This is a genomic window from Embleya hyalina, from assembly GCF_003967355.1.
Classification (GTDB): domain Bacteria; phylum Actinomycetota; class Actinomycetes; order Streptomycetales; family Streptomycetaceae; genus Embleya; species Embleya hyalina.
In genome coordinates this window covers 297720-312903 of record NZ_BIFH01000019.1, presented here as the reverse complement: position 1 = coordinate 312903, position 15184 = coordinate 297720, and the positions used below count along the sequence as shown (strand labels likewise).

Sequence of the window (15184 nt, the reverse complement as noted above, 5' to 3'; positions counted from 1 at the left end):
GGTCAGACGGCGACTTCGGGTACTTCGGGCGCGGGCGCGGGGGGCTTGGTGTCGGAGGCGGCCATGGCCGCGTAGATCGCGGGCTTGCGGCGACGCAGGACGAGTGCGTAGGCGATGCCGAGGACGATCACGGCGGGCAGGGCCCAGGGCAGGGAGTTGACGGTGGTGGAGTCGCTGCCGGTGAGGGTCGAGTAGTTCGTCGTGGCGAGGCCGGTGACGGTTGCCAGGCCCGCGGCGCCGAGGGCGGAGAGGAGGTGGAGGGCGGGCGAGCGGTGGCCGCGTTTGTGGAAGAAGACGATGACCGAGACGGCGACGGCGGTCTGCAGGAGCAGCAGTGCCAGGGTCGCGAGTCCGACGGTGCTGGTGCCGAGGGTGAGCAGGGGGTCGGCGCCGGCCAGTGCGAAGGCGCCGATGACGACGACGGCGACGGCGATCTGCACGCCACCGGCCGATGTCGGGGAATTCCAGCGGGGGTGGACCCGGCCGAGCCGGCCGGGCAACAGGCGCTCCCTGCCCATCGCGTAGAGGTAGCGCGACGCCGCGTTGTGGATGCCCAGGAGGGAGGCGAACAGGCTGGTGACCACGAGGGTTTGCATCACGGTGCCCCAGGTGTGGCCCACGAACCGCTCGGAAAGGCGGGACACGAACGTGCCGGGGTCGCCGTTCATGGCGTCGACCACGTGGTCCTTGCCCACGCTGCCGACCAGGATCAGCGAGGCCAGTGCGTAGAAGACGGCGATCAGTGCGATCGAGAGGTAGGTGGCGCGGGGGATGGTGCGTGTCCGGTCGCGGCACTCCCGGCCGAAGAGGACGGTGGCCTCGAAGCCGATGAACATGTTGCAGGCGAACATCAGGGCGATGCCCGGCGAGCCGGAGGTCAGGGCGGACGGTTCGAAGGAGTCGAACGGGAAGGCGGCGGTGCCGCGGTCGGCGACGATGGCGACCGCCAGGACGAGGATCGCGGTGACCTCGAGCAGGAGCGCGCAGCCGACGACCTTGACGCTGAGGTCGATGTTGCGCCGGCCCAGCACCGTGACGATCGCGAGGGCGACGGCGGTCCACGCCGGCCAGGGCAGGTCCAGGCCCGCGTCGGCGAAGAGGTTGTGGGCGAAGTAGCCCACGGCTCCGCCCAGGCTCCAAAACGACGCGTTGTAGGCGAGTGTCGCCAGGAACGAGGCGGCCACGCCCGCGGGTTTGCCCAGGCCGCGGGCGACGTAGGCGTAGAAGGCGCCGGCGTTGACGACGTGCCGGCTCATCGCCACGAATCCGACGGCGAAGCAGAGCAGGACGAGGCCGGCCACGATGACCGCGCCGGGGAACCCGGCCCCGTCGCCGAGGAAGATGCCCAGCGGCACGATCGACACGACCGCGCCCATCGGGGCCACGCAGGCGAGGACGAACAGGACCAGGCCGCCCGTCCCGAGCGTTCCGGTTCCGAGGCCGTCCTTGCTGACTGAACTCATGGCTACCGTCCTGAGGTGCGGGGGGCCGATGCGAGGTGCGCGGTCCAGGCGGGGTCGATGACGGTGTGCAGGATGCGGTGGCGTTCCTCCGGGTCGCCGAATCCGGCGAGGACGGCGGTGCGGCAGATGTGGTGTTGCTCTTGGGGCGTGAGGCCCTGCGCCGCGGCGACGGCGTGGAACTCCGAGCTCACCGTGATGCCGGACAGCAGCCGGTTGTCCGGGTTGACGGTGACCGGGAGGCCGGCGCGCAGGAGCCGGGCCAGGGGGTGGTCCGCCAACGATCGCGCGGCCCCGGTCTGGACGTTGGAGGTCGGCGCGAGCTCCAGGCATACGCCCCGGCGCAGTGCCTCCGCGCCGACGGGGCCGGGGGTGCCGTCGGCGGTGAGCTCCTCGATCAGGGACACGCCGTGTCCGATGCGCCGGGCGCCGTGGGTCAGCGCGTCGGCGACGTAGTCGGGACCGGTCTCCTCTCCCGCGTGCACGGTGACCGACACGCCGCCCTCGTGGGCGATGCGCAGGGCCTGGGCGTGGTCGGCGGCGGGGGCGCCGCGTTCGGCACCCGCGAGGTCGAACCCGACCAGGCGGGGGTCGTCGCCGCGTCTGCGTACCGCCAGGGAGGCGATGTCCCGGGAGTGGGGTTCGGTACGCAGGGCGCACAGGATGGTGTTGACGACGACCGGGTGCCCGTCGGGGGTACGGGCGTCGCGCATGCCGGCGGCGAATCCGTCCTGGACGGCTTCGACGACCGCGTCGAGCGAGAGTCCCGCGGTCAGGTGCTCCTCGGGGGCGAATCGCTGTTCGGCGTACACCACCGAGTCCGCGGCCAGATCCAGCACGCTCTCGTAGGCGATCCGGCGCAGCGCGTCCCGGGTCTGGAGCATGGGGGTGATGTGCTCGAACGTGGCCAGGAAGGTGTCCAGGTCGGTGTTCGCGGCGGCGACGAACCAGGCGGCGAGCGCGTGCGGGGTCTCGGCGGGCATCGGGTGCTCGATGTCCGCCGCCAGTTCGAGGAGTGTCTCGGGTCGCGCCCCGCCGTCAAGGTGGTCGTGCAGGACGGCCAGCGGGAGTCGCGGGGTGGGGTGGGGGGTGGTCACGGCGCGGCCGGGGACGTGGAGGTGATCGTGGTGACGAAGTCCTCGATGAAGCCGGCGTGGTCGACCTCCTCGATGATCCGCGCCGGGAGGGCCCGCAGCAGCTGCTCCGGGGGCCGGACCCGGCGGTCCACCACGGTGGCGCCCCGGGACAGGCCGGGGGCGAGTTCGATGGCGGTGGGGTGGTTCCCGGAGCGGACGATCAGGTCGGGGCGCGCGACGATGCCGACGGTCAGCGGGGAGTGCATCGCGCAGGCGAACTCCCCCAGCCGATGGCTGTAGAACTCCATGTAGAAGGGGGCGAAGGCCGCCACCAGCGCCCCGGCGGCGGTACCGCCGGCCTTGATTCGCTCCAGGTCGGCCTCGCGCAGGAGCGTCGCGTCGGTCACGTCCAGCGGCACCAGCGTGACCGGGACGCCCGATTCGAGGACCACCTGTGCGCCCTCGGGATCGTGCGCCGCGTCCGCCTCCGCGACGGCGCTCACGTTGCCGGGCGAGGCCACCGCCCCGCCCATCCACACGACCCGGCGCAGCCGCCGGGCCAGGGCGGGATCGACGAGCAGGGCGATCGCCACGTTGGTGAGCGGGCCGAGCGCGATCACCTCGAGTTCCCCGGCGTATCGGTGCGACAGGTCGAGGATCAGTCGGACTGCCGAGCGGGGGTCGGGGGTGCCGTCGGCGGGCACGAGCCCGGATTCGCCGATTCCGTCCCTGCCGTGGATGCCGGCGTGGAATTCGGGACTGCCGAGGAGGCCCTTGGCGGCGCCCTGCGCCACCGGCACGTCGCGCCGGTCGAGCCGCTCCTGGATGAGCAGCGAGTTGCGCGTCACCTGCTCGACCGACACGTTGCCGAACACGGTCGTCACGCCCACGACGTCGAGTTCGGGACGGTTCAGGGCGTAGATCACGCCCATGCCGTCGTCCACGCCGGTGTCGGTGTCGATGAGGACGGGTCGTTTGGCCATGGTTCCTCCGCTGGATGTCGCGAATGCCGATGGAGAATTGGTAGGTCAGGTATTACCAGCTGTCAAGGGTGGGTTCGCGCATCAGGAGCCGCCCCCGGTTCTCCTCGAGCGCCCTGACCAGGCAAAAGCTGGGCTTCGAGCCTTGATGATCATTCTCAAGTGGTATTACCGGTCTTGCCTGTTGTGGTTTCGCGCTGCTACACATGGGGCGACCCGTTCGGCCCGGGGTCGTTCTCCCCCGGCCGGACCGAGGTGGCGCGCCGTATCCCGCCCACCCGTTCCCATCCGCGTTCCCATCCGCAACGGAGTTGCCATGACGAAGAGCCCGCCGGACGCCGCCACGCGAGCCCTCAACAAGCGCACCCCACGCTCGGAGGGCTCCTACGCCCGGGCGACCGGACGCATCCCGGCGGGCGTCTCGCGCCAGACGCTGGCCTACCCGCCCTACCCGGTGTTCGCCGAGCGCGGCGCGGGCCAGTACCTGTGGGACGTCGACGGCAACCGCTACCTCGACCTGGTCAACAACTACACGAGCCTGATCCACGGGCACGCGCACGGCCCGACCGTCGAGGCGACGATCGCGGAACTGCGGCGCGGCGGGGCGCTGGGCGCACCGTGTGCGAGCGAGCGCGAGTTCGCGGACCTGCTCACCGAGCGGTTCCCCGTCATGGAGCGGCTGCGGTTCGCGCTCTCGGGCACCGAGGCGGTCGCGTTCGCGGCCCGGGCCGCGCGCGCCTTCACCGGGCGGCGACGCCTGTTGAAGTTCGAAGGGGGTTTCCACGGCAGCAGTGACGAGGTGCAGCAGTCGATCGGCGCGGAGCCGCTGTCCCCGGGCACGTTCGGTCTCGGCGTGCCCAACAGTGCCGGCCTGTTGCCCGTGCCGACCCTGGTGGCGGGGTACAACGACCGCGCCGGCGTGCGGCGCGCGTTCGCCGAGCACGGGTCCGAGATCGCCGCGGTCGTGGTCGAGCCCTTCCTCGGCAACGCCGGACTGATCACCGCCGAGCCGGGCTTTCTGGCGTTCCTCGCCGAACAGGCGCACCGACACGGCGCGTTGCTGATCGTCGACGAGATCCAGAGCATGCGGCTGGACACCGGCGGCGCCCAGCGCCTGCACGGCGTCGTGCCCGACCTCGTGGCCCTGGGCAAGATCATGGGTGGGGGCATGCCGCTGGCCGCGTTCGGCGGCCGCGAGGAGATCATGCGCGCCTTCGACGGCTTCGCCCCGGCCATCGCCCAGACCGGAACGTTCACCGCCTTCAACGTCGGACTCGCGGCGGGACTGGCCACCATGCGCCACTTCGGGGCCGAGGAGGTCCGGGCGCTGGACCGCGCGGGCGCCCGGGTCCGCGACGGCATCGCGAAGGTCTTCGCCGGGTACGGCCTGCCGGTCACCGTCAACGGCACCGGGTCGATGTTCAACATCAGCCTGGTCGAAGGCCCGGTACGCGACTACCGCACGTGGCGCGCCGCCGACGCCCGGACCTGGAATAGGGTCCGAACGGGGCTGCTCGCCAGGGGTGTCCACATCAACGCCCGCGGTACCGGTTGCCTGTCGACGCCCATGACCGACACCGACCTCGACGACTTCCTCACCGCCCTCCACCTCGCCGTCGGCGACGCGACGAAGAATCCGGAGCCCACCCCGTGACCCTCCCCGCCCCCGCATCCGACCGTCCCGCCGTCGTCGTCACCGGCGCCCGGACCGGCATCGGCGCCGCCTGCGCGCACTGGTTCGCGCACCGCGGCTGGCACGTGATCGGTGTCGACATCGACGCCCCCGCCCTGCCCGACGCCCTTGCCGCCGACCACACCGGCATCGTCGGCAGCGTCACCGAGGAACAGACCTGGACCCGGGTGGAGGAACACCTCGCGTCCTGCGGCCACACCCTGCGAGCCCTCGTCAACAACGCCGCCCGACAGCCCGAACGGCCGCTGCTCGAATCCAGCGTCGAGGAGTTCACCGCGGTTCTGGACACGAACGTGACCGGCATGTTCCGCGGCATCAAGATGGCCGACCGCCTCCTCGCCCACGACGGTGCCATCGTCAACATGGCCAGCGTTCTCGGCTTCACCGCCGACCCCGTCCTGGGCGCCTACTGCGTCAGCAAGGGCGCGGTCGTGCAACTCACCCGCACCGCCGCACTCGCCTTCGCCGGGCGCGGCATCCGCGTCAACGCGGTCTGCCCCGGCGCCGTCCGTACCCCGCTGACCACCCGCGTCTGGGACCTGGCCGACGACCCCGAGGCGGCCCGGGCGCAGATGGAACGCCTCTATCCCTCGCGGCGCATCGCCGAGCCCGAGGACATCGCCGCCATCGTCGGCCTCCTCGCCGCCGGGGAGACCCGCGCGATGACCGGGAGCCTGGTCGTCGCGGACGGCGGACTCACCGCCACCAACGCCGAGTTCGCCCTCACCGGAGGGCTCGCGTGACCGATCCCTCGGGCACCGTCGTCGATCTGACCATGCCCATCTCCCACCACATGCCCGCCTACCCGGGCGAACCCACCGCCGTGTTCGAGACGTTCTCCCGCGTGGAGACCGACGACGTCGCCATGACGACCGTGCACCTGTTCAGCCAACTCGGTACGCACATCGACGCGCCCGCGCACTTCACCGCCGGCACCCGCACCGTCGACCGGCTCGACCTCACCCGCTGCATCGGCCCCGCCCATCTCGTGCGATTGGGCGCCCTCGCCCCGGGCACCGTCATCGACACCGACACGCTGCGCCGGCACGCCGACGTGCTGGCGGTCGCCGACCGGGTGGTGTTCTCCACGGGTTGGTCCCGCCGCGCCGGCGACCCCGGCTACTTCCGGGACTGGCCCGTGTTCACCGAGGACGCGGTGGCCTACCTCGCCTCGTATGCCCCGCGGTTCGTCGGCCTGGATACCCCGTCCCCCGGCGACGACCGAACCAACCCGGCGATCCACCGGCGACTCTTCGCCGACGAGACCGCCCTGGTCGAATGCCTGGTCGCGGTCGACGATCTCCCCGACACCTTCGAGATCATCTGCCTCCCCCTCCCCCTCGTCGGCCTCGACGGCGCGCCGGTCCGAGCCGTCGCCCGCGTCCGACCGGGACTCACCCCTCCCCCGGGGGTCCGACACGAAGACGACTCGTGATCGGGTCGGTCGGGTGACCCCGATGGTCGGGCCGGAGCTGTCGGCTTCCTCGACCATGCGGCGCGTGGCGCCGTCAGCCGTGCGGGCCGTGGAAGTGGACCGTCTCCGGCTCGTCACGCCAGGCCGCGGCGAGCAGTGTTTCGGCGGCGCTCCGGACGGCGGCGATCAGTTTGCTGCGCCGGCTGCTTGCCACGACGATGTCGGCCCCGTGGTAGAGGGCGTGCAGTTGCACGGCGAGTCCCTGCGGGTCCGGCACCCCTGCGCGGACGGTCAGTTCGGTGAACAGCGCCTGGATCGCGGCCCGGTAGGCGTCGGTGGCCGCCTGGACCTGCGCGCCGGCCGAGGGTTCGGCGCTGGCCCGGGCGAAGGCACAGCCGCGGTACGCGCGCCGGCGCAGCCATTTCGCCTGGGTGTCGAACACGGCGAGGACGCCCTCGCGGGGGTTCTCGAATCGCCCGGCGGCGGCGCGCAGTTCGGCCAGGTTCCGCTCGTGCCGTGCGGCCAGATAGGCGGCGACCAGGTCCTCCTTGCTGCCGAACAGCCGGTACAGCGAGGCCTTGGCCACCCCGGCGTGCTCGATCACCCGGTCGATGCCGACGGTGTGCACGCCCTCGTCGTAGAACAGTTCGTCGGCGGAGGCGAGCAGCCGGTCTCGGGCGGAGCGCCTCGGCGCCTCGTCGCTGACGTGAGCGGTCATGTGGTCGTCCCTTCGGGGGCTCGGGTCCGGCGGAGCACGCCGGCCGCCGTTACGGCGAGCGCCGCGAGCACCGCGAGGTAGCCGAGCGCCGTCGCGGTCAGGTTCCCCGTGGCCTGCTGCACGACGCCGGCCGCGATCGCCGGTACACCGAACCCTACGTAGGAGGCGGTGTAGAGCAGCGCCATTGTGCCGGCGCGTTCGGACTCGTCCACGGCGGGCAGCACCAGGTCCATACCGCCCCTCAAACCGAAACCGAAACCCGCGCCCGCCACCGCCGCACCCGCCAGGAGAAGCCACATGTGGCCCAGCCACAGGGCCTGGGCGGTGAGTCCCACCGCGGCGAGCAAGCCCAGGATGCCGTACACCAGCGACCTGCGGGCGCCGAGCCGGCCGGTGGAGAAGGTGACCACCGGGGCCACCGCGCCGACCAGGGCGATGGGCAGGGCGCCCAGCACGGGCGACGACGAGCCGGTGAGCTGGGTGGCCAGGCGCGGCCCGAAGGCCCCGAACAGCCCCGACACCGCCCACACGGCGAACAGGACGGGTACAGCCGCGCCGATCAGCGCCCGTATCCGGCGCGGGGCGTGCAGACCCGGCCGCAGCGAGGAGATCGCGCCCGGCCGGCGCGGCGTGGAATCCGACCATCGCGAGACTGCGGCGATCTGCACGAGCAGTACGACGGCGCACACCAGGTACACCAGGCGGGTCGGCCGAGGAGCGCCTGCGGCGATCAGGACGGCCGAGCCCAGTGCGCCGATCCCCGTACCGATCCCGGGGGCGGCGGAGTTCGCGATCCGTCCGCGGCGGGCATCGATGTCCAGCAACGCCGCGCCGACCGCCGCGAGTCCGGTGCCCGTGGACAGTCCCTGCAGCACACGGGCCACGAGCAGGGCGCCGAGCCCTTCGGCGGCGGCGAACACGAGCATGGCCGCCACCTGGACGACGAGCGTGGAGCAGATGACCGCCCGGCGCCCGAGGTGGTCGGAGATGCGGCCGAGGACCAGCAGCGCCGACAGCAGCGCGAGGGCGTACGCGCCGAACACCACGGACGTCGCCGCCGCCGACACGCCCCACGACCGGGCGTACACGCTGTACAGCGGAGTGGGAGCGCTGGACGTTGCGAGGAACATCGCGGGGACGGACGCCAGGAGCACGATCCGCGCCGTCGTCCCCCGGTTCCCGACTGCCGTTTCGCCTGTCCCGACCTGTGTCGTAACCATGCCGCCCAACGTACGACAATGAGACAAGTCTGTCTCCTCTTTGGAGACAGACTTGTCTCATTCTTGAGGTTCCGCGACCCCGGCGGCCCCCTCCCGCCGGGGACCTCCGACCGCCCGTGGACGGCCGGAGGAGGTGGCTCCGTCGACCGCACGCGGCATCACGACGTAGGGCGGGCGCGGCGCGAGGGCGACGAGTGGGCACGTCCCGAAGTCGACGCCTCTTCGGGGTTCGGCGCGGATCTCGGCAGGATCGAACGCCGGGAAACGGTCTTGATCCGGCTGTCCGGCTTCGGCCGGACGCGGTGCGGATCTCTGCGGCCCATGCCGGTTCGGGGCCCGCGGTCGCGGGTGGGGAGCCGCACGCCGTCACGGTCGCGGGACACCGACGAGTACACCGGGTCCTCGTCCGGGTCCTATCCGGGCAGTCCCCGGAGCAGGCCCTCCAGATCGCGCTCGCCGTCGCGGGTCTGGGCACCGTGGGCCAATCCGCCGCGGATCAGACGCTCGGCCGCGGGGCGAGCGAACTGGTCCGCCCACGCGTCGTGTTCCCGCAGAAGACCCTCGGCCAGGTCCTCGGGGACGATGGCGCGCTTGACCGCTGCGATCACCCCCTCGGGCAGGGCGGCGATGTTGCGGGCGAGGCGGTCGACGACGTCGTCGAGCTCGTCGGCGGGGACGGCCCGGTTGACCCAGCCGTAGCGCTCCGCGGTTTCGGCGTCGTACAGATCGGCACCGAGCACCGCCTCCAGGGCACGATTGCGGCCCACCCGGCCGGCGAGATATTGCGTGCCTCCTCCGCCGGGGACGATGCCCATGAGAGCTTCGATCTGGCCGATTCCGGCACGACCGATCGCCGCGAACGTCATGTCCGCGGCCGCGACGAACTCCGCCCCTCCGCCGCGCGCCACTCCGGCAAGTTTGACGATGGTCACCTGGGGCTGGCGCCGAAGCAACTCCCCCAGCGCCTGGAAGACGTTGACGCCGGCCGGAAGGTCGGCCGCGAGCTTGTCGAAGGCGTCCGGGGTGTCGACGAGGGACATGTCGACGTGGGCTATGAAGAACTCCGGATCGGCGCTGTCGAAGACGATCACCCGGAGCGAGTCGTCGTCCTTCAGTGCGGTCAACAGGTGCCGGAGGTCGGCCATCAGGGCGACGTTCAGGACGTTGACGGGCGGGTTGTCGAGGGTGACGTGGGCGATGCCGTCCTCGCGACTCACCCGAAGGGTCGGGTAGGCGTCGTGGTTCATGGAGCTCTCCGATCGGTACCTGAAATGCACCTGGTTCCTGATGCATACTTACGGTCCGATGGCGAGCGACCGGCGTCAATAACGCACTTTCGGCATCGCAAGGATCGCGAAGGATACCGACATGACCACTTCCGAAACCGGCGCCGACGCCGGTGTCGTCTACCGGGCCGCCTGCCCCAGCCGCCCGATCCTCGACCAGATCGCCGACAAGTGGTCGATGATGGTGATGGCAGTCCTCGACAAGCCCACCCGGTTCAACGAGATCAAGCGCCGCCTCGAAGGCGTGACCCAGCGGGTCTTGACCCAGACCCTGCGCCGCCTGGAGCGCAACGGGATGATCACGCGCCGCGTGCTGCCCACCTCGCCGGTGGGGGTCGAGTACTCCCTCACCCCGCTCGGCGAATCCCTCCAGGAGCCGTTCGGCCGGTTGTACGCCTGGACGGTCGACAACACGGACGAGATTCGGGCGCACCAAACCGCCTACGACCAACGCGTTCAAAGCTGAGCAGGCGCGCCCGAGAACCCCATCGCCCCGAGCCGACTCGCTCCGGGGCCGGAAGGCTCGTGCGGACCTTGGGCTTCAGCCCCGCGAATTCGGTTTCCAGTCCTGGGCGAGGAGCCCGAGGATCACCTCGTCCAGGAACTCGCCCAACACCCAGGCCGAGGAGCGCAGTACGCCCTCGCGGATGAAGCCGTTGCGTTCGGCGGAGCGCAGCATGGCGTGGTTGTCCGCCAGTGTCTCGATCTGCAGCCGCTGCAGGCCGCGGACCGCGAAACCGTAGTAGCAGAGCGTCGCGACCACGTCCGTGCCGTAGCCCTTGCCGCGTTCCGCCGGCAGCAGCCCGAGTCCGATGTGGGCGGATCGGTGGTGGTTGTCGATGCCCCACAGCGCCGCGGTGCCGGCCAGCGCACCTTCTTCCAGTTCCACCACGGAGAACGCGACGCTGCCCGGCTCCCCGTCGTCCACCACGAGCCGCGGGTCCTTCGAACCGGGCGAGATCGGCCGCCACGGCCCGGCCTCGGCCCGCGCGGAGTTGACCACGTCGTCGTACAGCTCGGTCCGCAGGGTGGGGATGTCGTCCTCGTGCCGAGCCCTCAGCCCGATCTTGCCGCCCTTTAGCATGCGGGCTTCCTATCCGACTCGGCTCGCCTACGACAAACGAATATTCGGACCGCCCGAGTCGGCGCGTGTCGCGGCACGTTTTGCCGCGACCAGTACGCCGATCCCGTCCAGGATCCGGTCGAGCCCGAAGGTCACGTCGTCGTCGACGACGTCGTCGGTGTACTCGTTGCCGTCCATCATGGACGCCAGGACCGAGTGACCGCGTTCGCGCAGCCGGGGCAGGAGGAACCTGGTCATGGTGTCCGACTGCGCCGGAGTCGCGGTGCTGTACCGCAGGTCGCGACGCATGCCGCCGATCTGCCGCGCATAGCCGTCCAGCACGAACGCGCACCTCAGGGCCTCGGTGGGGGTCAGCCCGGCGCCGGTCAGCACCTTCAGGATCGCCTCCGTCCAGTCCAGCAGGTTCGGCGTCACCGGGGCCCCGCGGACGGGAAGATCGCACAGCCAGGGGTGGACGTCGCACCGGTCGATCATCGCCCGCGTCCACACCTCTGCCGCATCGCGCCAGTCCCCCGCCCCGGACGCCAGGTCCGGCGCGGTGCCCCAGGCGGCCTCGGCGACCAGAACCAGCAACTCGTCCCGGGACTTCACATACCGGTAGATCGCGTTGGCGGTCAGCCCGAGCCGCTGGGCGATCCTGGGCATCGACAGGGCACCGAATCCGTCCGCGTCGGCCAGTTCGACGGCCGCGCCGACGATCTGCTCGACGCTCTGCGACGGCTTGCGCCCGAGCCTGGTCGTCTTGACGGGCAGGCCCCACGCCAAGGCCAGTCCCGGCGGCGGCTCGGGGTCCTCCGTGATCGGCATCGGGTGGCCTCCTCTGCTCGACCGGGGATCCCTGTTGGGCCGACTCTACCTTGACTTCGTGTATGCCCCACACCTAAATTAGTGCGACCCACACACAAATAAGGGTCGTCACAGGGGGAGCACGACATGAAACTGCTGCATCGACACCGCGCGCCGGGCCGGCGCACCCGACGGCTCGGCAGCGTCGGCAGTGTGGTGGTGCTGACGGGAGCGTTGCTCTCGAGCTCGATCGGCGGCGGAGCAGCCGCCCACGCGCTGTCACCGGATCGCGGCGACAACAGCGTTGCCACCTCCACCGTGGTTCGGACCGATGCCGGCGCCGTCCGCGGCAGGATCGATTCGACCGCCAGGGTGTTCCAGGGGATTCCGTACGCCGCGCCACCGGAGGGCGAACTGCGCTGGGCCTCGCCGGAACGGGCCGAGCCGTGGCAGGGAGTGCGGGACGCCACCAAGCCCGGCAACCGCTGCGCCCAGGGCGGCGGGGTGATCGATGAGCCCAGCACGGATGAGGACTGCCTGTTCCTCAACGTCACCACGCCGCGCGCCACCGGGAAACGCAAACTGCCGGTGATGGTGTGGATCCACGGCAACGGGTTCCTCAACGGCGCCGCCGGTTTGTACGGCGCGCAGCGGCTGGCCTCGGACGGCGACGTGATCGTGGTCAGCCCTAACTACCGGCTCGGAGTCTTCGGATTCCTGGCCCACCCGGCGCTCGACCACGGCAAGGCCCGCAACCTGTCCGGGAACTTCGGTCTCGAAGACCAGCAGGCCGCACTGCGCTGGGTGCAGCGCAACGCCGCGGCATTCGGCGGTGACCCCGGCAACGTCACGATCTTCGGCGAGTCCGCGGGCGGGACCAGCGTCTGCGCCCAACTCGCCGCGCCGACATCGGCGGGGCTGTTCCATCGGGCGATCGTGCAGAGCGCGCAGTGCACCGGTGACAAGTGGTCGCCGGGGCCTCCGACCTGGTTCCCGCTGCCCCGCGCCGAGCGTCAAAAGAACGGTCTCGAGGTGGCGGCCAACGTCGGCTGCACCGACCCGGTGACCGCGGCGACCTGCCTGCGCGACAAGTCCCCCGGCGAACTGGCCAAGTGGTCCGACGTCGGTGTCGGGTCGGGTCCCACCGTCGGGGAGGGTTTCCTGCCACTGAGCCCGGAGCGGGCCTTCGCGACCGGTCGCTTCAATCGGGTCCCCGTCATGCAGGGGACCACTCGGGACGAACACCGCCTGTTCACCGCGGCGATCGAGGCCGCGACCAAAGAGGTCACGACTCCGGACAGCTATCGCGAGCAACTCGCCGCCTTGTTCGGCCCGGCCGACCTGCAGCGAGTTCTGGCCCGGTATCCGGTCTCCGAGTTCCACTCCGCGGGCGAGGCACTGTCCGCGGTCGTGACCGACTGGGCCTGGGGATGCACCGCGCCGGACCGGGACCGCGCCCTCGCCGCGCACACCGCGGTCTACGCCTACGAGTTCGCGGACGAGACGGCGCCGTGGTTCAGCACCCTGCCCAAACCCAACTTCCCCACCGGCGCGTTCCACGGAGCCGAACTGCAGTACCTGTTCGACGACGAGCAACTCCCCGGCCCGCAGACGCCCGCCCAGCGACAACTCTCCACGACCATGATCAACTACTGGACCGATTTCGCCGCCACCGGAAACCCCAACAGCAGCGGACAACCGCGCTGGATGCCCTTCCGGGGCGACGACGGTTGGGTGCAATCACTCGCGACCACCACGACCGGCCCGACCGATCGCAACACGGAACACCAGTGCGCCTTCTGGAAGACCATCGGTTCGTGACCCGACGAGCCCCCGCCGTCGATTGATCAGAGGGTGCCGCGAAGCGCCCATGGTGGACGGTGACGGCGGCCGTCGTCATTTCGGTGGCGGCCGTCGCTCCCCCACCCGACTCCATCGCAAGTGGAGTCCCTGAAACGGGAGTTGGCCAAGGGTCCGAGGGCCCACGGGTCGGCGGGCCGACCCGGATCTCCGCGCAACGCCGGGTTCGGCAAGATTGCGCCATGACATTGCCATCCTTGAGCCAAGGCGCCAACCTGCGCGTCGACTTCACGCGGGTTCGTGTGGAGCTGTCGTGGTCCACACGGAACGGCGTGCCCGACGTCGACGCGTCGGCGCTGCTGCTCACCGAAGCCGGAACCGTGCGCGGGGACGCCGACTTCGTGTTCTACAACCACGCGGGCCACCCGTCCGGCGCGGTGGCGCATCTGGGCCGGGACAAGACCGGCGACGGCGTCACCGACACGCTCGCCGTGGACCTCGACCTCGTGGAGGAGGCGATACACCGGATCCTGCTCTGCGCGTCGGCGGACGGCGGTACGTTCGGCGAGGTGCCGGACCTGAGCCTGCGGCTGCTGGACGCCGCGACGGCGGCCGAGATCGCACGCTTCGACATGACCGCCGGAATCGAGACGGCCTTCGTCGGCGGCGAGCTGTACCGGCGTCAGGGGCAGTGGAAGTTCCGCGCGGTCGGACAGGGGTACGCCTCCGGACTCGCCGGTCTGGCCGCGGATTTCGGCATCGCGGTGCACGATGAGCCGGCGGGGGACCCCGCCGCGCAGTCGGTTCCGACCCGGCCGGTCGACTCCCCGCCGCAACCGGCGGCGTCCGACGTCGCGCCGGCCGGGACCGGCGAAGAGGCGCTGCCCGCGGAGATGCGCGAGCGCCTTTCGCTGCGCAAGGAGCAGGTCGCGGTGAGCCTCCGCAAGCAGGGCGCGGAGGGGACCACCGCACGGGTGATCCTGGTGATGGACGCGTCCGCCTCCATGGATCGGCTCTACCTCCAAGGTGTCGTCGCCGACGTGGTGGAGCGAATGGCGGCCGTGGCCGCGCGGTTGGAGGACGACGGTGTGATGCAGGCCTGGACGTTCGCCTCGAACCCGGCGCGCCTGCCGGACATGCGTGTGGGCGAACTCCCGGAATGGCTGCGGCTGCACGTCCGTCCGGCGGGGGACAAGCCGGAGCAGGGGCTGCTGCCCGGCCAGGTCGACATGGAGGCGGTCGGCTTCGGCAACGAGGAGCACAAGGTGATCGCCGAAGTGCGCTCGTACGTCCGGGAGAATCCGTCCGCGGCCCCCACGTTGGTGCTGTTCTTCTCCGACGGCGGCGTCTGGTTCAACGACGAGATCAAGCGCGAACTCAAGGACGCGTCGAAGGAACCGGCGTTCTGGCAGTTCGTGGGCCTCGGCGACGCGGACTACGGCATCCTGAGGCGCCTCGACACGATGCGTGGCCGCCGCGTGGACAACGTCGGTTTCTTCGCCGTCGACGACATCGGCGAGGTCCCCGACCAGGAGCTGTACGACCGGCTGCTCTCCGAGTTCCCGAAGTGGATCACCGCGGCGCGGCGCAAGAAAGTGCTCTGAGCACGAAGCCGCGGACCCGACAAGCTTGTCGAACCCGCCTGTACGCGAGCAGCGTCGGCCGAT

Annotated in this window: 14 protein-coding genes; 6 read left to right on the top strand and 8 right to left on the bottom strand. The window is 71.1% G+C overall.

Features of this window, described 5'->3' with window-relative positions; translation table 11 throughout:
• Positions 1-2 precede the first annotated feature (2 nt).
• Genes EMA17_RS18685 through EMA17_RS18675 form a run of 3 tightly spaced genes read right to left on the bottom strand, consistent with a single transcriptional unit; the run spans position 3 to position 3519 of the window.
• On the bottom strand, positions 3-1463 hold the full coding sequence (locus EMA17_RS18685) for an APC family permease (RefSeq protein ID WP_126638189.1): 1461 nt from the start codon (positions 1461-1463) through the stop codon (positions 3-5).
• A gap of 2 nt (positions 1464-1465) precedes the next feature.
• On the bottom strand, positions 1466-2557 hold the full coding sequence (gene add, locus EMA17_RS18680; RefSeq protein WP_126638188.1) for an adenosine deaminase: 1092 nt from the start codon (positions 2555-2557) through the stop codon (positions 1466-1468).
• Positions 2554-3519, bottom strand: coding sequence for a nucleoside hydrolase (locus EMA17_RS18675; RefSeq protein WP_126638187.1), 966 nt, complete (start codon positions 3517-3519; stop codon positions 2554-2556). Before EMA17_RS18675 ends, add begins: the two co-directional genes overlap by 4 nt.
• Positions 3520-3832: 313 nt before the next feature.
• On the opposite strand from EMA17_RS18675, the gene EMA17_RS18670 reads away from it, so the two are divergent.
• Genes EMA17_RS18670 through EMA17_RS18660 form a run of 3 tightly spaced genes read left to right on the top strand, consistent with a single transcriptional unit; the run spans position 3833 to position 6644 of the window.
• A complete protein-coding gene (locus tag EMA17_RS18670) occupies positions 3833-5170 on the top strand; it encodes an aspartate aminotransferase family protein (protein ID WP_160161455.1) in 1338 nt (445 codons plus the stop codon).
• A complete protein-coding gene (locus EMA17_RS18665) occupies positions 5167-5952 on the top strand; it encodes an SDR family NAD(P)-dependent oxidoreductase (protein WP_160161454.1) in 786 nt (261 codons plus the stop codon). The genes EMA17_RS18670 and EMA17_RS18665 overlap by 4 nt, the downstream gene beginning before the upstream one ends.
• Positions 5949-6644: a cyclase family protein gene (locus EMA17_RS18660; RefSeq protein ID WP_126638184.1), complete on the top strand. Its 696-nt coding sequence runs from the start codon at positions 5949-5951 to the stop codon at positions 6642-6644. The genes EMA17_RS18665 and EMA17_RS18660 overlap by 4 nt, the downstream gene beginning before the upstream one ends.
• 73 nt (positions 6645-6717) lie before the next feature.
• On the opposite strand, the gene EMA17_RS18655 is transcribed toward EMA17_RS18660, so the two are convergent.
• The 3 genes from EMA17_RS18655 to EMA17_RS18645 form a co-directional block, all read right to left on the bottom strand.
• The gene (locus EMA17_RS18655; RefSeq protein ID WP_126638183.1) at positions 6718-7341 is read right to left on the bottom strand and encodes a TetR/AcrR family transcriptional regulator; all 624 of its coding nucleotides are present in this window, start codon (positions 7339-7341) and stop codon (positions 6718-6720) included.
• Positions 7338-8561 (bottom strand): MFS transporter, encoded by a 1224-nt coding sequence (locus EMA17_RS18650; protein ID WP_126638182.1) that lies wholly within the window; start codon positions 8559-8561, stop codon positions 7338-7340. Before EMA17_RS18650 ends, EMA17_RS18655 begins: the two co-directional genes overlap by 4 nt.
• Before the next feature lie 413 nt (positions 8562-8974).
• Complete coding sequence (locus EMA17_RS18645) at positions 8975-9808, bottom strand: enoyl-CoA hydratase/isomerase family protein (protein WP_126638181.1); 834 nt, start codon at positions 9806-9808, stop codon at positions 8975-8977.
• A 121-nt stretch (positions 9809-9929) separates the two neighbouring features.
• Between EMA17_RS18645 and EMA17_RS18640 the strand changes: the two genes are divergently transcribed.
• Positions 9930-10313 carry a winged helix-turn-helix transcriptional regulator gene (locus tag EMA17_RS18640; RefSeq protein WP_126638180.1) on the top strand — a complete coding sequence of 128 codons (384 nt, stop codon included), beginning with the start codon at positions 9930-9932 and terminating at the stop codon, positions 10311-10313.
• A 75-nt stretch (positions 10314-10388) separates the two neighbouring features.
• Here the strand turns inward: EMA17_RS18640 and EMA17_RS18635 are convergent, their stop codons facing one another.
• Entirely contained in the window at positions 10389-10931 is a 543-nt protein-coding gene (locus tag EMA17_RS18635) for a GNAT family N-acetyltransferase (protein WP_126638179.1), read from the bottom strand.
• Positions 10932-10958: 27 nt separating this feature from the next.
• Entirely contained in the window at positions 10959-11738 is a 780-nt protein-coding gene (locus tag EMA17_RS18630; protein ID WP_126638178.1) for a TetR/AcrR family transcriptional regulator, read from the bottom strand.
• Positions 11739-11864: 126 nt separating this feature from the next.
• Between EMA17_RS18630 and EMA17_RS18625 the strand changes: the two genes are divergently transcribed.
• Together EMA17_RS18625 and EMA17_RS18620 are read left to right on the top strand one after the other, a co-directional pair.
• Positions 11865-13538 carry a carboxylesterase/lipase family protein gene (locus EMA17_RS18625; protein ID WP_126638177.1) on the top strand — a complete coding sequence of 558 codons (1674 nt, stop codon included), beginning with the start codon at positions 11865-11867 and terminating at the stop codon, positions 13536-13538.
• A gap of 221 nt (positions 13539-13759) precedes the next feature.
• A complete protein-coding gene (locus EMA17_RS18620) occupies positions 13760-15121 on the top strand; it encodes a VWA domain-containing protein (RefSeq protein WP_126638176.1) in 1362 nt (453 codons plus the stop codon).
• Positions 15122-15184 lie beyond the last annotated feature (63 nt).